The sequence below is a fragment of the Carnobacterium sp. CP1 genome (assembly GCF_001483965.1).
GTDB lineage: Bacteria > Bacillota > Bacilli > Lactobacillales > Carnobacteriaceae > Carnobacterium_A > Carnobacterium_A antarcticum.
On sequence record NZ_CP010796.1, the window covers coordinates 789742 to 809739 of the forward strand.

14 protein-coding genes are annotated in these 19998 nt (G+C 37.7%); 2 read left to right on the plus strand and 12 right to left on the minus strand.

Going from position 1 to position 19998, the window contains the following annotated elements:
- Nucleotides 1-104: 104 nt before the first annotated feature.
- The 10 genes from NY10_RS03965 to NY10_RS04010 all read right to left on the minus strand — a co-directional run bounded on the left by NY10_RS03965 (nucleotide 105) and on the right by NY10_RS04010 (nucleotide 14792).
- Nucleotides 105-1595, minus strand: coding sequence for an ABC transporter substrate-binding protein (locus tag NY10_RS03965; protein WP_058918747.1), 1491 nt, complete (start codon nucleotides 1593-1595; stop codon nucleotides 105-107).
- Between the two features lie 87 nt (nucleotides 1596-1682).
- Nucleotides 1683-2657, minus strand: coding sequence for a carbohydrate ABC transporter permease (locus tag NY10_RS03970; RefSeq protein ID WP_082664172.1), 975 nt, complete (start codon nucleotides 2655-2657; stop codon nucleotides 1683-1685).
- A 19-nt stretch (nucleotides 2658-2676) separates the two neighbouring features.
- Nucleotides 2677-3621, minus strand: a complete 945-nt coding sequence (locus NY10_RS03975) for an ABC transporter permease (protein WP_058918748.1) — start codon at nucleotides 3619-3621, stop codon at nucleotides 2677-2679.
- Nucleotides 3622-3846: 225 nt separating this feature from the next.
- On the minus strand, nucleotides 3847-6927 hold the full coding sequence (lacZ, locus tag NY10_RS03980; protein ID WP_058918749.1) for a beta-galactosidase, LacZ type: 3081 nt from the start codon (nucleotides 6925-6927) through the stop codon (nucleotides 3847-3849).
- A 96-nt stretch (nucleotides 6928-7023) separates the two neighbouring features.
- Nucleotides 7024-8904, minus strand: a complete 1881-nt coding sequence (locus NY10_RS03985; protein WP_058918750.1) for a beta-N-acetylhexosaminidase — start codon at nucleotides 8902-8904, stop codon at nucleotides 7024-7026.
- 414 nt (nucleotides 8905-9318) lie between these two features.
- Nucleotides 9319-9582, minus strand: coding sequence for a hypothetical protein (locus NY10_RS03990; RefSeq protein WP_058918751.1), 264 nt, complete (start codon nucleotides 9580-9582; stop codon nucleotides 9319-9321).
- A gap of 94 nt (nucleotides 9583-9676) precedes the next feature.
- A complete protein-coding gene (locus NY10_RS03995) occupies nucleotides 9677-10561 on the minus strand; it encodes an oxamate carbamoyltransferase subunit AllH family protein (RefSeq protein WP_058918752.1) in 885 nt (294 codons plus the stop codon).
- Between the two features lie 314 nt (nucleotides 10562-10875).
- Complete coding sequence (locus tag NY10_RS04000) at nucleotides 10876-12099, minus strand: amidohydrolase family protein (protein WP_058918753.1); 1224 nt, start codon at nucleotides 12097-12099, stop codon at nucleotides 10876-10878.
- Between the two features lie 22 nt (nucleotides 12100-12121).
- On the minus strand, nucleotides 12122-13366 hold the full coding sequence (locus NY10_RS04005) for a citrate transporter (RefSeq protein ID WP_376821375.1): 1245 nt from the start codon (nucleotides 13364-13366) through the stop codon (nucleotides 12122-12124).
- A gap of 181 nt (nucleotides 13367-13547) precedes the next feature.
- Nucleotides 13548-14792 carry a dicarboxylate/amino acid:cation symporter gene (locus tag NY10_RS04010; RefSeq protein ID WP_082664174.1) on the minus strand — a complete coding sequence of 415 codons (1245 nt, stop codon included), beginning with the start codon at nucleotides 14790-14792 and terminating at the stop codon, nucleotides 13548-13550.
- 622 nt (nucleotides 14793-15414) lie between these two features.
- Between NY10_RS04010 and allW the strand changes: the two genes are divergently transcribed.
- Both allW and allB read left to right on the plus strand, forming a co-directional pair.
- Nucleotides 15415-16899 (plus strand): allantoin permease, encoded by a 1485-nt coding sequence (allW, locus tag NY10_RS04015; RefSeq protein ID WP_082664175.1) that lies wholly within the window; start codon nucleotides 15415-15417, stop codon nucleotides 16897-16899.
- A gap of 47 nt (nucleotides 16900-16946) precedes the next feature.
- Nucleotides 16947-18299 carry an allantoinase AllB gene (gene allB / locus NY10_RS04020; protein WP_058918755.1) on the plus strand — a complete coding sequence of 451 codons (1353 nt, stop codon included), beginning with the start codon at nucleotides 16947-16949 and terminating at the stop codon, nucleotides 18297-18299.
- A gap of 75 nt (nucleotides 18300-18374) precedes the next feature.
- On the opposite strand, the gene NY10_RS12760 is transcribed toward allB, so the two are convergent.
- Together NY10_RS12760 and ltrA are read right to left on the minus strand one after the other, a co-directional pair.
- A complete protein-coding gene (locus tag NY10_RS12760) occupies nucleotides 18375-18821 on the minus strand; it encodes a group II intron maturase-specific domain-containing protein (protein ID WP_335338711.1) in 447 nt (148 codons plus the stop codon).
- Nucleotides 18752-19660 (minus strand): group II intron reverse transcriptase/maturase, encoded by a 909-nt coding sequence (gene ltrA, locus NY10_RS04025; RefSeq protein ID WP_231726764.1) that lies wholly within the window; start codon nucleotides 19658-19660, stop codon nucleotides 18752-18754. The genes NY10_RS12760 and ltrA overlap by 70 nt, the downstream gene beginning before the upstream one ends.
- Nucleotides 19661-19998 lie beyond the last annotated feature (338 nt).

A 19998-nucleotide genomic window follows, 5' to 3' on the forward strand; every position in this document is an offset into this window, starting at 1 on the left:
CATTCTCCTAATTCGGTTATTTTCAAACTCATATAATCTGATCTTTAAAGAAAAAGAACACCTAAAAAGCAGGCGTTCTTTTCATAAAATCAGGGGTGAACTAATTATTTGTTTGCATTGAATTCATCAAATTGTTTTTGAGCTTCTTCTTGAATTTTATCTAATCCGGCTTCTTTTAATTTTTCTAAATATTCTGGAACAACTTTTTTAGGATCAACACTACCTGTTTGTAATCCAGCAGTATATTGAGCTGCTACATTGTTCACGTTGGTGATTTCAGTTTTAACATTGTCAGTCACAAAATTAAATCCAAGTAATGGAGATTCTTCCGCTTCTTCAATGGATTTGTCTCTGTGTTCAATTTGTTCATCGGTTACTTTTTCGTCAATGTAAAGAATCGCATTGTTTGCTAAATTCCAAGCTGACATATAGCCGCTCTTAGGATCAGAATAACCATCTAATAAACGAATACGCCCTTCTTCATCGGTTTTTTCCCAGTTTCTGCCTTCGACTCCATATACTAAACCGTTTAATAATTCAGGGTCTGAGTTCAACAAATTTAAGACTTTCATAGATTCTTCTTTTTTCTTAGAATTGTTTGAAATAACAAAGTTAGCCATACGTGCTTGTGCTACCGTTTTAGCTGCTTTACTGAATGGTCTTGAAGTTATTTCTTTTCCAGTAATTCGTTGCAGCAAGTAATCGCCGTAATCATAAGGTCCTTGAGTTTCTTGTCTTACAAACCAAGTGTCTTCATCTGTATTGTATGCCGTTTGGCTAGTAGCTGCATCAGCGGGAACAAATCCTTTTGTATAGTAATCATGCATTGTATCAAGTAATGGCAATAAGCTATCGCCTTCTTCATAAGGATTGATCAGTTTTTTAGGATCGCCATTTAAATCAATGCCTAAAGGAACATTATTTCCGATTAAGTAATCCAAGTCTTTTTCGATTCTCCAACCTGAACCAGCCGTTAAGGGAACAACACCAGATTCATTATCTTTAACCGTTTGTAAAAATGGTTCCAAATCTTCCAACGTCTCAACTTTTGAAATATTCATATCGTATTTATCTAGGAATGTGGGATTGAATGTGAACATTTGTTGTGCATAAACATTGGCATTTACAGGAATGGCATATAATTTTCCATCAATGGTATTTCCAGTAATGTAAGCTTCATCTATTTGTTCCATTGTTTCAGGTGCATACTTTTGAGCTAATTCTGTTAAGTCAGCATATGCTCCTTTCTGAGCGTTGTTTAAGTAGTCTTGTGCAAAAGCAATATCATAATTTTCTCCAGAAGAAGTAATAACATTCATTTTTTTCTCATAATCACCCCAGCCGATATATTGAATTTTCAAACGGACACCTACTTCATCTTCGATCCGTTTATTGGCGATCTCCATCAATTCATCTAAATTTTCTGGCGCCACTCCGACTTGATACATTAAAACCGTATCTTTATCCCCACCACTATTTTTATTTTCGCTTTCTTTGCTGTCACCAGCTGCTAATCTGCCACAACCCACTAGAGCTGCACCGCATAAGAGTGCTACCGCTCCTTTAACCAACGTTTTCTTAAAATTGATCTTCATTTTTTTTCCTCCATTACTATTTTTTTAAAAGCTCATACCCTTTAGTTAAAAGATATAAAACAACCATAAACTATCTTTATCGAATGGTTACTCTTTCACTCCACCGATCGTTAAACCACTGATAAAATATTTTTGGAAGAACGGATAGCTTAATGCTATCGGCAGCGTTGAAATAACGACCATTGCCATTCGAGTAGCTTCTTTCGGAATACCAGCAGCACCGATCATCGAGCTCATACCTGCATTTTCTATCATGAACTCAATATTGCTTTGAATCTGCATCAATACATATTGAAGCGGCATTAGATTATCACTTTGAATATATAGTAGCGCATTGAACCAATCATTCCAAAACCCGATAGCAGCAAATAAACTGATCGTAGCAATTCCCGGTACAGCCAATGGCAAGACAATTTTCCAAAACGTTCTAAGTTCTCCTGCACCATCGATTCTAGCTGATTCGATAATAGAATTTGGTACGGAGCGAATAAAGAAGGTTCGCATAACAATAATATTGAAAGGACTCATAGCCATCGGTAAAATTAAAGCCCAAATGGTATCTTTTAGTCCCAGCAAACTCGTCATCACGATGTAACCTGGCACTAATCCGGCACTAAACAACATCGTTACTAATGCAAACATTGTAAAAAACTTGCGGAATTTAAAATCTTTACGCGAAATAGCGTAAGCATATGAAGAAGTTAACGTAGTATTGATCAGCGTTCCGACAACCGTGACAAAGACAGTAACGAAAAGAGCTTGAATAATTTGATCGCCCATTTGAGCCAAATAGCGATAACCATCAAGACTCCAAGTTTCTGGAATCAACTGATATCCGTTAACAACCATGGCTGTTTCATCACTAAAAGATAAAATAATGATAAAAATAAAAGGAAACACACAGGAAAAAGCAAATAATCCAATTAATATATTAAAAAAGATATTCGTTTTCTTTCCAAATCCTTTGTAATTGACTGAATGGATGTGCTTTTTCTTTTTCTTATCTGTATCCTTATTTTTACTTTTTACTTCTACTGCTGCATAGCTTTCTTCAGTTTGCATTTTTACATCTCCTTTCTTGTTAGAATAATGCTGATTCTTCATCAAAACGACGGACAATCAAGTTGGTGACCACAACTAAGATAAAACCGACAACCGATTGGTACAAGCCAGCTGCTGTTGTCATTCCGATGTCTCCACTTGAAGCTAAACCATTATAAATATAAGTATCTAATACTGAGGTCACGTTATAAAGCGCACCTGCATTTCTTGGGATTTGATAGAATAAACCGAAGTCAGCTTTGAAAATCCCGCCTACTCCCATAATAGTTAAAATGGTAATCAGAGGAACTAAATGTGGCAATGTAACATGTCGAATTTGTTGCCATTTACTAGCACCATCAATTTCGGCCGCTTCATAAAAAGCTGGTTCAATTCCCATAATGGCTGCGAAATAAATAACGCTGCTGTAACCGACACCTTTCCAGATACCTAAAAACACTAAGATATAAGGCCAGTAAGTCGGGTCAGAATACCAACTAATGGGCGTTCCTCCTTGTCCAACAATGATTGAGTTGATCAAGCCTTTATCAGGACTAAGGAAAGCGTATACAAAATAACTAATAATAACCCATGATAGAAAATAAGGAAGCAACATAGAAGTTTGATAGACTTTAATCATTTTTTTGGACCGCAATTGACTAACAATTACAGCAATGCTGACTGCCAAAATCAATCCCGCTAAAATGAATGTTATGTTGTAAAGAAGTGTATTTCTAGTAATGATATAGGCATTGGAAGAAGAAAATAAAAACTTGAAGTTATCAAATCCTACCCATTTACTTTGACTGATACTTCCCCAAAAACCGCCGTTTTCGATAAACCTGAAATCTTTAAAAGCTACCACATTCCCTGCTACAGGTATATAGAAAAAGAAAATCAACCAGATTGCTCCAGGCAGTGCCATAAATAACATCGCTTTGTTTCTATTTAAATGATACAAAAATCCTCTTTTTTTCTTTTTCATTTCGTTCTCCTCCCTTAATTAGTAACCGCTTTCTTTATATGTTTATTTTAACTAACTATACCGAATGAAGAAAGGAATAAATTATGGTTTATCCTACACAAACTATAGAAAGTGAGCAAAAACAACCTTTATTTGCTACTAATAGTAAGCTTAGAGCTGTTGTTTATCCTCATCAAAAATAAATAACAGCCTATACCAATAATTTGACTAATAACGAGGTATGCTTTAAGGATAAACTGGCTTTAATAAAAAACTAAAGGCAAATGGTTCAACTAACAGTTCATACTCAGCTAAAACATCTGGACCACAACTAGCGGATCCAATTCCATGTTGTTGTTTATCAAGATAGAGGTAAACCTCTTTTGTTTTCCTCAATTCATAAATGTGCTGTGCTTTATCTAAGTTTTGTTGAGTATAATGACGAGCGCTAAAATCAAAAGTCCTTGTGCCAGTAACTAGCAAACCACTCCCTTGTTCATTAGTCAGCGTCAACCAAGTTACATCCGTTCGATTGCCATTTTCTTGAGGAAAAATATAATCGAAGCTCAGTCCTTCTATGCTGCTTTCATACATTCCAAAACGGCTTGCTTCTTTTGTATCGCTATAGGATTCCCCGGGGCCACGTCCATGCCACTCAACCTGATTAAACTCCTCGGGTAAGATCAGTTCAAATCCCATTCGCGGAATGGTACGTGGAAAGTCATTTTCAGGTTGGCCTTGTGCTTGAATAAGCACTTCCCCAACACTATTAATTTCATAACTTAGTGTTGCATTGATCCCCCAAGCCAACATCGGAGGACCGATTCGTTGTTGAATAATAATTTTGACAGTCTTTTTATCCTCTACAAGAGTCCATGTAAAGCTATCTGTTCTTTGCTGCAGCCAATGAAGACCTGCGTTTTCCCACAATTTTTCCGATCGATGATCATTATTGGTCATAGCTCTCCAAAAATTCATTTCAGGTCCTTTTTCAACTAATAATTGTCCTTCGTGTATCCATGAGACGAGATGACCTTTGACTTTATGAAAAATGAATTCAAAGTTTGATCCGGAAATAAAAAGAGAACTCTGTGTTTCTTCAATCGTTAACGGCGTATCGTTTTGTCCAACAGTTCGTTTCCAACTTATTTCAGCTGGCTGTGGGAGCAAATTGAATTGTTTCCAAGCTACCTCATGTCCAATAGCTCCCCAGTTCGTTGAACTCTTTAGGGTAAATTGTACTTCCAACCATAAGCTTTCCGCTGCAAAATAAGATGCTTTTAATGGTTCAAGCGGCACGAACGCTTCTCGCGTTTGTTTTGGCTCTATTCCCATAATGGAAATCTGTCCTTTTTGAATTATTTTATGGTTTGCTTTAAGTGACCACGAGAGATTTAAATTGTCTAACGTTTGAAAATCATACTGATTGGTTATTAAGAAGAACCCTTTTTCAAGGTTAGCTGCCTCTATTTTTACCGGTTCCATAACTTTTTTTAATTCGTAATAAGCTGGTGAAGGTGTTCGATCAGGTTGCACCAAACCGTCAATGACAAAATTATAGTCATTGGGTTGGTCTCCAAAATCACCGCCATAAGCATAAAATTCTTCACCAGCTGAATTTTGTTGTCGTAAACCATGGTCAGCCCATTCCCAAACAAACCCTCCTTGCATTCTCGGATATTTTTCAAACACTTCCCAATATTCTTTCATCGATCCCGGACCATTTCCCATTGCGTGTCCGTATTCACATAAAATATGGGGTTTAAGATGAGTTGTATCTCGTCCGAGTTTTTCTAAAAGATCAATCGAAGTGTACATCGTTGAATTCACTGCTGAAATAATCGAATCTTTATGGTATTGCTGAGTATCAAAGAGCTCTTTTGTGGCACCTTCATGATGGATAAGAAATGCTGATTCTTTTTTTATCGTCCAATCTGCCATGGCTTGATGATTGCAACCATTACCAGACTCATTTCCTAAAGACCAAAATACGATCGAAGGATGATTTTTATCGCGTTCCACCATTCTTTCCATCCGATCGACGTAGGCTTTTTCCCATGTTGGATCATTGCTTAAACGATTCACATCACCTATGGTTTCGAATCCATGGGTTTCCAAATCCGCTTCATTCATAACATATAATCCATACTCATCACACAAGTTATAGAATTGAGGAGCATTAGGATAATGGGCAGAACGGACTGCATTAAAGTTCCCTTGCTTCATCAGTTGAATATCTTTTTCCATATCTTTTGTCGTTACAGATCGGCCAAAATCAGGATGAGTGTCATGACGATTAACCCCTTTAAATGTAATGGGTACGCCATTGATTAGAATCAACCCATTCTTTAATTCAACTGAACGAAAACCTATCTTTTGGGACAGAACTTCGATAACCGTCTCTTCTTCATCTATCAAAGTCAACACCAATTGATACAAGTATGGCGTTTCTGCAGACCATTTTTGGGGCTGCTTAACGAACAGGTTGAGGCTCTGTTTTGATTCTAAATCAATCATTTTCCCCGAACCATTTTGTACCTCTTTTTGGTGTTTGTCCAATAAGGTATACGTTAATTTCAAATTTTGTAAAGTCATTAAATCAGACTGATGAAAATCTAGATCAACAGTAAGATTAGCATCTGCATAATTTTTATCTAAAGAAGGACGAACAAAAAAATCTCGAATATATGTTGCTGGACGTGCTAGCAAATAAACGTCTCTAAAAATCCCGCTTAGCCACCACATGTCTTGGTCTTCCAGATAAGAGGAATCAGACCATTGATATACGCGAACGGCTATCGTATTTTCCCCATTTTTTAAATAAGCTGTTATGTTAAATTCTGCTGGCAATCGACTGCCTTTGCTGAATCCTACTTGTTGACCATTGATCCAGATATGAAAGCTGTTATCAACTCCTTCAAAGCGCAAGAAAACTTGGTGGTTTCTCCATTCCGACGGGAGATAAAAATGACGTCGATAACTACCGGTAGGGTTCTCACTTGGTATATGTGGTGGATCTACTTGAAAGGGATAAGTGACATTTGTATACTGCGGCCGGCCATACCCTTTTAACTGCCAATGTGACGGCACTTCAATGTCACCCCATTTATCGACGTCATAACTTTCTTGAAAAAACTCTTGTGGAGCTTCTACTGGGTTTTCAGCATAATGAAATTTCCACAGTCCATTTAATGATTGAAGACGCGTAGATTTTTTAGTTTCACCTACTATTGCCGTGTATTCATCAGCAAAAGGAATAAAATAAGCTCGGCTTTGTTCACGGTTTCGATGCAGCTTACCTGGGTTTTGAATATCGGTTAATCTCATTTTTTTGCCCTCCATATAAACAGACGAATAGAAGCAGCCTAGAAGGCTCTATAATCTCTAGTAATCTGCTGCTTCTATTAGCGTGGCTTTTTTTTATTAGCTTGAGAAAGCACTTGATGTAACGATACGATGATACATACTATTGCCGAGACTGCCTTCCGGATTCCCATAAGGACCTTTAAACGGTAGGCGTTTTTCTTCTAATTCTTCAATTAACACAATTTCATGATTTATCCATTGAGTTAGCCGGTAAATTGTCGTTTCATTACGTAAAAGCACACCTCCATAACGAATATCCAATATTTCCCAACCAAAGGGTTTATTTATGGAAAACCACAACTCACGATGACTTTTTCTTAAAACGTCTATTTTTCGGGAAAGTACGAGCGCAACATCCACTAACTCTTGCATTTTAAATCGATCAGCTGCATCATAAGCCGCTTTTAACTGAATACCTAACTCTGCTTTTATGCTTAACACCCGTGCAAGATTTTCATAAAAATCAAACAATAAATTCAACGATGGATTGTTTTTCTTTGCTTGTTCCAATCGTGGAACTAAATCAGCATAATGTTGATTTAAGTCTAATCCATTGATATTCTCATCAAACAATCCTATCAAGCTATCTTGCCACAATAAAATTTTTGATGTTTGAGAAGTCATGATATTATATGGACTCACACCCGTAGTCTCATCTAAATTCTGCAAAATCAAAAAATCGTCTATATTGGATCCAGTACAAAAATTGAACCGTCTAGCCACTTCAGCTTCTTCAACATCTTTATGGTACATGTGTTCCGCATACAACTGCAATCCAGGCAAGGCTGTTAATACCGGCGTTTCAGCGCCATTATCGCCCCACATAGTTGCAAAGACTTCTTTAACGCCACTCTTTTTAGCTGCTGTTAACCCTGCTTTGGTTGTCGCCCACGTTTTCCCATAATTGGGGGCAAGTCCGTTCCACGTCCAAATGCCTCCAGCAAAAATTTGATTTTCTCCCAACTCAGAATGTTTTTTCATCATTCCAGCATAGGTAGCTTCTTCAGTATGGTAATAATCCCAATAAACCATTTGAACATTTGGGATGCCTGCAATGATTTCTTCAGGAAATTCTGCGTTTATATCCGTATATTCATTCGTTTTAGAACCTAATTTAAAATACATATCACTCCACAGCATCGCTTGTAATCCAAATGACTCAGTAATTTTAACTACTTGTTGCAAATGAGAATTCATTAACTCAAAACGGTTTTTATATTCATTCAATTCTAAATATCTGCCTAACCCTAAGTCATGTGCCTCATCCATTCCAATATGAATGCGATTAGATACATAAGGCTCCGTTGCAGATTTGATTAAATTTCTTAGAAATTCATAAGTTTTAGGCTCATCAATTAATAAAATATCTTCTGTATCTCTTAATTCGTTAGCATATTCCCATTTTAAAGCTTCTCGCAAATGACCTAACGTTTGGATGCAGGGAACCATTTCAATTCCTAACTTCAAAGCATATTGATCAAGCTCTCGAATTTCATTTTTAGTGTATCGTCCGCGCATATACCCAAAATAAGGATATTCATCGACTTCGTAAGTGTCTTCAGTGTACATCATCAATAAGTTTAAACCCATAACTGACATATCACGAAGCAACTCTTTGATCCCTTTAACAGCTAAAACAGCATTTCTAGAAGAATCCAGCATTGCACCACCTGTATCAAATTGCAAAACCTCCTCAATGGCGAATTCCTCCTGGCTTTCAATAGCTTCTAAGAATAACCCTACACCTCTAAAAAAGTGGCTTTTTTCTTGATAAAAAATTTCGCCTTGGCCATTGGAATTTGTTACTTTAAGATTGCCCATTCTTTGTGTGACTTTTATAGGATAACCTTCTCTAGTTAATTGAATGGCTAATTTACCACTTAACAGTTCCAATCCTTCTATTACCTCTTGTGTATCTCCAGAAAAATAAAGTTTCACAATGTTTTCCTCCTTAAATGAATGTTTATGACTTATTAATTGAAATCCTTATTCAAAAATAATAATTAAACCTATTAAAAATAAAGCCAATAGTGTGAATCCATATCTTCCCTATTCAAGTATCTCCTTCCAAAAGTAATCGTTTTCAATTGTTATGTTTAGCTTAGCTAAAATAAAATAAGGACGTAAGAAACAAATCATAGGTATAAAACTCCAAACTATAGACTTTTTTTCGAAAAAATCGCTAAAGTAAGTTACAACAAAAAACAATCTTTTTCCACTTTGAGAATGGAATAAGATTGTTTTTTTATGAGTTAAGAATTCTTCTTCTCAACCCTAATTTTATAGTTGAAATTAGGAAGCTTTTCTCTCTATAAACTAAAGAAGCTAGCATTAAATTACTAGCTTCTTCTTTCATTTTTCCCCTAAACGATTTGGTTGATACAAAAACATCCCATTATTAGATTCGATCAAAATGTGCAATTTGTATTTTGACATTAAAAATTCGCCAATGTATTCTCTCGTATAGAAAATATCTGTTGGAAACATTTCAGTTGGCGATTTGACTTTAACTTCAAAGAAACCATCCACTACGGTTTCTACAAAGATCAAATCAGAACATTCTTGGAGCTCTTTTATTTCTTCATTGGTTAAATCTTCGATAGATCCTTGATTCATGTACCTTTACTCCTGACATTAGTTGCTGTGATAGTTGCGCTTGCTCCCATAGATTAATAGATAGAATCGGCATAGTCAATAGGCTGAATTACACTTATCTATCGTTGATTAAATCCCCCTGCTGTTCTTTTCTGTATGGTTCATTGCTTCGGTTCCAGTGACGATGCCTAATAAAGTGTCTGTTCCAGAAGTATGTCCAAATAAACGCATACGTTCTATTTTTTTTTTTGAGAATCTGTTGATCTTCTGAATAAAATAAATCTAGGAGTTCCTTAATGTTTTCATTCACTCCCCCTTCTAAAAGACAATTCAAATAAGCTAAACTGATGTCCGTCGTCTTGCCGCTTCTGACAAGTTGCTGCAACCGTCTAAGCCACTCATGCTGTTGATTAAATAAAATCAATAGGCTTGTGTACCCAATAAGAAAATCATCGCCGCTTGGCGTAAGTCCAATGCCTCTGCCTAAAAAATGATTGATGATCACACTTTGCTCATTCGCCGTCAAAGCATACGTTGGGTAGTGCCTTAAATTTTCAAGATATTTAGTGGTTTTTGCGCTCATTGGCAAACCGGTTTGCATTTGTACCGGGATGTCCATAAGTTCTTTAAAAAAAACCGTTTCTTCAATAAGTTGCGGGTGGGCATCAAACGGTACTAATTTTAAATCGGTTTCGGCAAGAGTTTCCAGCTCAATGACCAATGCGATTTTATTTAGACTGTTATAAAAAGTCAATACTTGATTTTGACAACTAACAAAATCACCGATTTCAACTGCCTTTAATAGAGAGTGGATTTTTTCATCGTTTGCTTTTATTCCGAAAGCTGACAAAGGTTCAAGCGTATCGCTCACATGAACCAATTGTTTCCCTAATTTGATATTTAAGCTGTGGTCAAATTTGCTATGCACTACTCCTACATGATTTTCTTTAAAAAACGTCCTCAGATAATTGCTTTTTTCTTCTTTATATACTCGGTTCATGGTTCCCTTCCTTTCAAATTTACTTTTATTGATACACTACAAAGACAGATTCTAACATTTTTTATGTTGGTAAGTGAAACGAATGTATTCTACAATTTTTAAATTTTTGGAGGAATAGTAGCTGCTTGAAAGCCTGGAGACCACTAAGGATCCAAACGATCCCATGGCTTTCTACAAGCAAACACATAAGTTCCGGTGGAAATTTCAATCCCTAAGAAGTCACCAATACGATTTGACAAAAAAACTAAAAACACTCGTAAACCAAATAGATTTAATCCGTTTGGTTTACGAGGCTTTGTTTTGTTGTTTCCATTTTAACGATGAATAATGGTTTCCTTTTTGTTTTCGACGGTTACTTTCCCGTCCTTAATCACATACAGTCTCTCAGGTATATCGATGATCGCATTCGTTTTGACAAATGTATCCAATAAAACTACATCGGCTTTATTTCCCACCGCAATACCATAATTTTTTAATCCGATTGCTTGTGCGGGATGATCAGTAATCATCGGCAATACCGTCGGCAAATCATCGGCTCCTCCTAAATGCGCTACTGGAATCGCCAGCATGGCTGTTTGAAGGATGTCGCCATTTCCATATGGAGTAAAGGCGTTTCGAATATTATTTGTTGCAATCGATACGTTGACCCCGCCATCTCTTAATTTGCGTATCGGGGTAACGGCTCTTCTTACATTGTATTCATCGTTTCGTGCCCCTAAGTGTAAATCAGTGGCTGGTAAAGACATCACGCTGATTCCTGCTTCAGCAATCAATTCGATAAGAGGATCCAACTGCGCTTTAGGCAATGCATGGAGTGCTGTCAGATGTCCAACTGCTACTCTTCCTTGATACCCTTCAGAAATAGTTTTTCGGCACAAATACTCAATCGACATATCATTCGCTTCGTCACTGAAGTCTTGGTGCAGATCAATGGGTTTGTCATATTTCTTAGCAATTTCAAATACCAAATCAATGTGTTCGTTAGCCGGTGCATCATTGTAAGGAATGCCTCCGACAACATCTGCGCCCATTTCCATCGCTTCATGCATCATTTTATCTGTGCCCGGAGATTTAAAAATCCCTTCTTGCGGAAAAGCTACGACTTGGATATCGACCAAATTTTTGTATTCTTCTTTTAATTTTAAGATGGTTTCAAATCCAGTAAACCCTTGTGCAGGATCAAATTCAGAATGAGTTCTGATTGCGGTCACACCGTAAGGAATAATCATTTCTAACGTCTTTTTGGCACGCTCGTAAATGTCTTCTTTCGTGAACGTTGGTTTCAGTTCAGCGGTTACTTTGATAGCTTCTTGCAAAGTTCCTGATTTGTTAGGCTTGCGATCAGCAATCAAAGCTTTATCCAGGTGAATGTGGCTTTCTACAAAACCAGGCACGAGGACTCGACCTGCTGCATCGATCACTTGATTAGCTGTTTCAGAAATGTGCTCTTCAATAGCACTGATTTTGCCTTCTTGAATCCCCACATCTTTTAAACTTTCCCCATCGTTTAGTCGAACTTGTTTCAATAAAATATCCATTTATATTCTCTCCTTTTTTGTTTTATGCAAAGACTAAGGATAAAACTAACAGCAAGACAGAAGCTAAACTGATCCATTTCACATTCCCTTTAACAATATCCAAAATAGGAAGGTCAAAACCAGAGGATAAGGCTTGCATGGTGATATTAACAAAACTCATTTGACTGCCCATTCCGACCCCAATCGTCACAAACCCTAAGGCAAGCGGCGAGAATCCTAACGAAATGGCTACCGGCAGTACCAGTGTTAAAATAGAACCGACATATGCACCAGCAGGAATCCCGATCAAAATACCTGTTAAGACCGCAACCGGAACAACCACAGCGGCGGGGGCCAATTCCGCAACACTGGCGATTACAGCAAAGGTACCCGTTTGAGCAATCACATTAATAAAACCTAAGAAGATTCCTACTTGAAAGAGACGCGTTAAGATATACGTTGATCCATCGATCATGGCTTCGACCGATTCGTTTAAATTAAATTTGGTACAGAAGAAAATCAACGCCAATGTTACCACCATATAAACCAATGGCGTAAAAATTTCGATGCCAACTAAATTGTTTACGACTGGTCCAAGAATGACTGCAAACAATAAAAAGATAGCCGGTAAAGTAATCTTGACTAATTGAGCGTTGCTCAGTTGTGCATATTCATCCGAGGCTTCTTCTTTAAATCCCATGTGCCGACGTTTGGTTCCAAAAAAAGCTAGTAAAATAGCAACGACTACAAAGAGCAACCAATAAGGACGCATCGTTGAAACATATTCGCTGATAGGAAAGCCGCCTAATTTTGAAACGATACTTGACTCAAGAGAAGCGGGCGAAGTGGTAAAAGAAGCGGCAGCCGCTAATGACATAGCTGCAATCAATTCCGGAACGACCCCTACTGCAGCAAAAGCTAAGGGAGCAATAACCATGGCACTTCCCCCGCCGATACCCGACATATACGTTGCGGCAGCTAGCAAAATCACAATAAAAGCTGAAACATATTCTACTTTCCCTTTCGTTCCTCTTTTGGCTAACATTAAGGCAGCTGTATACCCGCCAGACTTGAATACCGCCATCGCAATAGCTGAATTGACGATCGGGACAGTGATCGTCAGCATCGTCGGAATGGCTTCAAGGAACTGTTTGTTGACTTCCCCTAATCCGATACCTCCGATGATCATGGCCAGTACACCGCCTGCCAGACCGGCAATGATCATGTCTACTTTTAAAAATAATAATGTTAAGACAACGATCAGCGGGACGATAGTAATGATAGCCATGAAGCCAGTAGGCGTTTTTGTGACTTCAATTCCCTGTGCAAAAACAATTAGAGGTGTGGCGAACGTTATCAAAAAAACAACCAATAATAAACCAATATTTTTTAATCGTTTCATCATACTCTTCCCCTTTTAGCTACAGTTTTTTTTGATTCTATCTCCAAAAAATAATGAATGGCTTTGTTTATTTGCTTTCGGATGAAACTTCAGTTGTTGAATTAAAAATAGCGTAATCTATTTCTTTTTCATCATGTGCCAGAATCATGGCAATCAGTGCATCTGCGTCTACATTCAAAACGGTTCTAAACATTCCAGAAAACCAATCGATGCCCGCCAATAAAGCAATACTCTCCAACGGTAAGCCTAACGATGGAATAACGATGGCCAAGGCTACTAAACCGCCGCCCGGAACAACCACTGTACCTAAACAAGCCAATGTCGATAAAACGACCATTTGTATGGTGTCAAGTACCGTAAATTCAATACTATAGAACTGAGCCAGTGTTATTGCTGCCAAAGAAAGATACAACGCCAAACCATTACTGTTCAATGCCATGCCCAATGGACCAACTAAACGTGAGATTCTTGGACTGATGCCCAATTTCTTTTCAGAATCTTCCATCTTTACCGGAAGTGTAATCGCAGAAGATGTCGTAGTGAATGCCACTACCGTCATTCTCCAAAGTTTCTTTGTCAACATTAAAGGATTTACTTTGACATATGTTGCAGTCAGCATGATCCACAAGAACATAAAGATAACCGTTCCGATTGCCATCGCCAGTAAAAATTTAGCTAACGGCAGAATAACGGCAAGTCCTATGGTTCCGGTAACCCAAGCAATTAAAGAAAAAATACCTAAAGGAGCCATCTTCATGACAACTTTAACAATATTCAAAATCACCACGTTAAATTGTTTAATACCGCCCATTAAAGCCGATAAATCGGTTTTCGTTGACAACACACTAATTGAAAAACCAAATAATAGAGAAAAAATAATGACTTGAATCATATTCGCGCTAGACATCGATTCCATTACATTGGCTGGAAAGAAATTTAAAATAATATCATATAAACTATCCGTATTGCTTTCAATAGCAGAAGACTCTAATTGCACATTGATTCCAGTTCCTGGTTTAATCAAATAGCCAAGTACAATACCCAGTGCCGCTGCCACTAGCGTAGACCCCATAAACCAAGCAGTTATTTTAATACCCAATTTACCAATTTCCCGCGAATCTAAACTGCCTACCGCTTCAATCACAGCTCCCATCACTAAAACGACTACTGACATTTGTATCAATCTTAAAAAGATATCTCCAAAAATCTTGATGGGTGCAATTGCTGGCCCTATCAATAAACCCGCTAAAATTCCTAGAACCATTCCGATCATGATCTGGTTTGTCATACTGATGTTTTTCAAAAATTTCATAAATACCCCTCCTTTATACTATTTCATTTTCTTTGTACTTGATATAACAAGAACGTATTGAGTGTAATTGTTCCATCCATCTCCCTTTCTATTTATTATCTACTAATTAAATGTTAATTTAATTATAATAACTCGTAAATAATAAAGCGACTTTTAATACTTATAGTTTAACTAAATCAAATAAAAACTTTATAATTTTCTGTATCCTTATATCTATCCTCCTTCTTTGCACGAAGTTTTTAGTTCATATACAATAGTAATCGCTTCCAATGATTAAATCATTGTCTAAATCAGCTATAATAAGTTCGCTCTCTTTAGTTAATACAACCAAAACACCTATAATGATTTTATACTTCTAACTAGCTGATTCCTGTTTATTCTAAATTATAATAAATAACAATATGACAATTTAATGGCACGTTTTAACTCTATCGTTATTTTCAACTGATCATCCGAAATAAAGCAACAAATCATGGTTCGTTTTAAACAATCCAAACTAAAAAAAATAGCCAATTAAGCCAATGAAACTCGTTATTCATCATAGTATATTTAACCTTATGAATGATAACGCTTTCTAGTGATTGTAAGAACATTCAACTATTTTTGATTGGAAGGGGAAAAAATGGAAAACATAAGAAAAAAAGAACTAACTGCTTATCAAGAGCGTGGATATAAAGAAGATTTGCTCCCTAAAACTAAAGAAAAACGAACATGGTCGACCTTTAACTACTTTACGATTTGGATGGGTTCGGTTCATAACGTTCCCAACTATGTAGCTGTTGGAGGTTTTCTAGCTTTAGGTTTATCTCCCATTAATGTTATGCTAGCTATTGTTGTTAGTGCATTAGTTGTAGCAGGAATTATGATTTTGAATGGAGCAGCCGGCAGCAAATACGGTATTCCTTTTTCAATGATTTTAAAAGCATCTTACGGTATTCGTGGAGCATTGTTTCCAGGATTCTTACGAGGTTGTGTTGCAGCTATTATGTGGTATGGGCTTCAAACGTATACCGGTTCGCAAGCTTTACTGATTTTGATTGCTAAAATCTGGCCTGGTTTTTTGGATATAGGTGCAAATGTTAAGTTCTTTGGTATTTCTTTACCGGGCTTGATCGCCTTCGCTCTTTTCTGGGTTGTCAATCTATACATCGGATTAGGCGGCGGAGACGTCTTGAAAAAATTTACTGCTGTTTTAAATCCTTTGATTTATATCGTTTTTGGCGGAATGACCATTTGGGCATTGAACGTCGGCGGCGGTCTTGCAAATGTCTTGAAATACCGTCCGGAAGGCTTTAACAACTCTGGAACTTCTTTATTGGCTTTCCTAGTCATTATTAACGCTGTTGTTGCCGTTTGGGCTGCCCCAGCTGTAAGCGCTTCGGATTTCACACAAAACGCTAAATCATTCAAGAGCCAAGCTGTTGGTCAATTTAGCGGATTGCTGGTTTCTTATATTGTATTCGCTTTTACTAGTGTTATTATCCTAGCAGGGGCTAGTGTTTATTACGGCAATGATACATGGAATGTTTTAGATATCGTTAACAGCTGGGATAGTTTGCCAGCTATCGCTCTTGCAACAATTGTTTTATTGATGACGACCATTTCTACAAACGCAGCTGGAAATATTGTTCCTGCTGGTTTCCAAATAGCGGCACTATTCCCTTCTAAAATCAATTACAAACAAGGGGTCGTTATTGCGAGTATTGTCAGTTTCTTACTAATGCCTTGGAAGCTAATGGAAAACCAAACCAGTATTTATGCTTTCCTTGATATTATTGGAGGCATTTTGGGACCTGTTATTGGTATTATGTTAGCTCATTACTTTGTTATTATGAAACAAGATATCAACTTAGCTCAGCTGTATCCTGAAAAAGGCGATTACAGTTATTATAAAGGCGGCTTCAATATTTTTGCTTTTGTTGTAACCATCATTGCCAGTTTCCTAGCTTTCTCAGGCAAGTTTATCCCCGCTCTTTCTGCTCTTGCAAACCTGACTTGGATTGTCGGTGTCATTGCGGCTTTCATTCTTTATATCATTGGAATGTCGTTCTACCGTAAAGCAAATCCTAAGTTTGATGAAATGAATGCGGACACAGATGCTATTTAACCTTATGTACAAACTTTAAAAACCATTATATTTTAGGAGGAAAAGAAATGAACTATGATTTACTAATAAAAAATGGAACTGTAATTTTAGAAAGCGAAGCAATCGTAACGGATGTTGCGGTAAAAGATGGAAAAATCGCAGCCATCGGTTCTGATTTGTCAGATGCCAGTGAAGTGGTTGATGCTCGCGGCTTAATTGTTTCTCCTGGAATGATTGACCCGCACGTGCATATTTCTGAACCTGGCAGAACAGAATGGGAAGGTTATGTAACCGGAACAAAAGCAGCAGCTAAAGGCGGCGTAACTTCATTTATTGAAATGCCTTTGAACCAATTACCTGCTACTGTGGATAGAGAATCGCTGCAAATCAAATTTGACGTTGCTAAAGGAAAAATGACAACAGATGTTGCTGTCTTTGGCGGATTGACTCCAAGAAACTTAGATGACATCAGCGACTTAGATGAAGACGGCGTAACCGCTTATAAATGTTTCATGGCAACTTGCGGCGACCGCAGCAAACCTGAAGACTTTGAAAATGTTGATGACTATTCATTGTACGAAGGAATGAGACGGATTGCTAAAACAGGTAAAATCTTAGCTATTCATGCTGAAAATGCAGCTATCACCGATCGCTTAGGTCAAATTGCTGCTGAAACTGGTCCTAGAACATTGAAAGCTTATGTAGAATCTCGTCCAGTCTTTACTGAAGTTGAACCGATTCGTCGCGCGATCCTTTTCGCTAAAGAAACAGGTTGCCGTATTCATATTTGTCACGTTGCGTGTCCTGAAGGTGTTGAAGAAGTTACTAAAGCACGTGCTGAAGGTGTCGATGTAACCTGTGAAACATGTACTCACAACTTCTACTTTGTAACAGATGAATTAGACGCAATTGGAAATGTTGCTAAATGTTCTCCTCCAATCCGCGACAAAAAAAATCAAGACGGCTTATGGGAAAAATTATTCAAAGAAGAAATCTCTTTTGCTGTTTCTGACCACTCTCCTTGTACTCCTGATTTAAAAGAAGGCGATGCTTTCTCAGCTTGGGGCGGAGTTGCTGGATTACAAAATAACGTTGACGTTATGTTTGACGAAGCCGTTCAAAAACGCGGAATGTCTTTAGAACAATTTGGACGCATTATTTCATCTAATGCTGCTGATCGTTACAACTTAAATGCTAAAGGCAGAATCAGCATTGGAAAAGACGCTGACTTCGTCTTTATCAAACCAGATGCACCTTATGTCTTAAAAGCTGAAGACTTAGAATACAAAAACAAACTTAGTCCTTATATCGGTCGTGAAATCGGAGCTCAAGTTGTAAAAACAATTTTACGCGGACAAACCATTTACGATCAAAAAACTGGCGTAACCGAAACACCAAAAGGTCAATTTATTTTAAACTAACAACGAATCGAGTAGGAGGAGCCTTACGGCTCCGACCTCTCACACCACCGTACGTACCGTTCGGTATACGGCGGTTCAATAACTTAAGTATCTCTGCTGGAAAAGTTGGTTTAGGTCTTTTAGACCCCAATTTACTAGCTTTTTCTTCGTAATCGCTCGGTGAAGTGTGTGGGTACGGGTCATACGCCAATACCCTTTTCTCGTATTAGCCACCTTCCATGCTTCTTCTTTCTCTATTCCATACTTTCTTAACATACGAAATTTAGTCGATACTTTGTTCCATCGTTTCCAACATAGTTGTCTCAATCGATGATTTAGCCAATGAGCTACGCTCTTGATAAAGCTTTTCATATCTCCAATTCCATAATAATTAATCCAGCCTTGTGTATAGAGGTTAATTTCTTTTATAATTTGTTTGAATGTACCAGGACGTTTTCGGCTCGTTAGTTTTCTCAGTCGGTTACGGAACTTGAGTTTAGCCGCCTTAGATGGGCGGCTTCTGACTTTCCCTGTGTTTTCCAGATAGTGAAACCTAGAAACTTAGCTTTAGCTGGAGTAGTCACTTTACTTTTTTCCGTATTAATCTCCAACCGGAGGTTTCCCTCTATAAAGGTCGTCACGCTTTTTAAAACTCGTTCTCCTGCTCTAGGTGTTTTCACATAGATACAAAAGTCGTCCGCATAACGTACAAACCGGTGTCCTCGCTTCTCTAATTCTCTATCTAGTTGATTTAAATAGACATTAGCGAGTAGTGGAGAGATAACTCCACCTTGAGGGGTTCCTTTATAATTCTCAATAAAGACATTGCCGTCCATAATTCCAGCTTTAAGAAAATTCCATATTAACCGCAACACTATTTTATCTTGGATATAGTAGTTGAGGTAATTCATCAACTTCTGATGATGAACTGTATCAAAATAGTTACGCAAATCACAGTCGACAATCGTTTTGTATCCTTCGGATACATATTGTTCTGCCTGTTTAATCGCTTGATGAGCGTTCCTGCCTTTCCTAAAACCATAACTGTATGTCGAAAAGGAAGGGTCAATGATGGGTTCAATCACTTGTAGAATAGCTTGTTGCACCACTCGATCTCGCACCACAGGAATTCCCAAGTTTCTTATACCACCGTTATCCTTAGGGATAGAAACCAGCTTAACAGGTTGTGGTTGGTAAGTTCCTGCTCTCATCTTCTCTATCATTTGCTGACCATATTTTATTAAGTGAGCGTCCAATTCATGAACGGTCACTCCATCGATACCGGCAGCTCCTTTATTTTGATACACTTTCTTGCTGGCTAACTTTAAATTATCTGAATTAGCGATTTGATTGATTAATGAGATACTATCTTGTTTCATCATATCGTTACTGTAGCTCTCTACACTCTCTTGTACTCTTTCGTTTCCAACTTATCCCTCCAAGAGTAGCCATCTTTCGGTCTATACCACGATGTTTTCTGTAGTCGTGAGCTACATCCACCTCCTTGTTTATTCCAAGATTATTATTGTTCTGCCCTTCAGAGAACTGTGTTCTCCTACTATGGCGTCTGCTGACTTCTCACTATTCGTTGTTACTACGGTATTTACCGCTAGTGAGACCTCCCCGGGTAAGAGTTATAACCTTCCACTCATGTCACTGCCTCATTTACTGTAGGAGACTCGTGCAGTATCGGACTTCGCTTTGTTTGGCAAGCTCGTCC

Excerpts from the sequence above, each read along its gene's own strand:
- NY10_RS03965 (WP_058918747.1), bottom strand. The coding sequence starts at position 1,595 with ATGAAGATCAATTTTAAGAAAACGTTGGTTAAAGGAGCGGTAGCACTC.
- NY10_RS03970 (WP_082664172.1), bottom strand. The coding sequence starts at position 2,657 with ATGCAAACTGAAGAAAGCTATGCAGCAGTAGAAGTAAAAAGTAAAAAT.
- NY10_RS03975 (WP_058918748.1), bottom strand. The coding sequence starts at position 3,621 with ATGAAAAAGAAAAAAAGAGGATTTTTGTATCATTTAAATAGAAACAAA.
- lacZ (WP_058918749.1), bottom strand. The coding sequence starts at position 6,927 with ATGAGATTAACCGATATTCAAAACCCAGGTAAGCTGCATCGAAACCGT.
- NY10_RS03990 (WP_058918751.1), bottom strand. The coding sequence starts at position 9,582 with ATGAATCAAGGATCTATCGAAGATTTAACCAATGAAGAAATAAAAGAG.
- NY10_RS03995 (WP_058918752.1), bottom strand. The coding sequence starts at position 10,561 with ATGAACCGAGTATATAAAGAAGAAAAAAGCAATTATCTGAGGACGTTT.
- NY10_RS04000 (WP_058918753.1), bottom strand. The coding sequence starts at position 12,099 with ATGGATATTTTATTGAAACAAGTTCGACTAAACGATGGGGAAAGTTTA.
- NY10_RS04005 (WP_376821375.1), bottom strand. The coding sequence starts at position 13,366 with ATGGCTATCATTACTATCGTCCCGCTGATCGTTGTCTTAACATTATTA.
- NY10_RS04010 (WP_082664174.1), bottom strand. The coding sequence starts at position 14,792 with ATGAAATTTTTGAAAAACATCAGTATGACAAACCAGATCATGATCGGA.
- allW (WP_082664175.1), top strand. The coding sequence starts at position 15,415 with ATGGAAAACATAAGAAAAAAAGAACTAACTGCTTATCAAGAGCGTGGA.
- allB (WP_058918755.1), top strand. The coding sequence starts at position 16,947 with ATGAACTATGATTTACTAATAAAAAATGGAACTGTAATTTTAGAAAGC.
- ltrA (WP_231726764.1), bottom strand. The coding sequence starts at position 19,660 with ATGATGAAACAAGATAGTATCTCATTAATCAATCAAATCGCTAATTCA.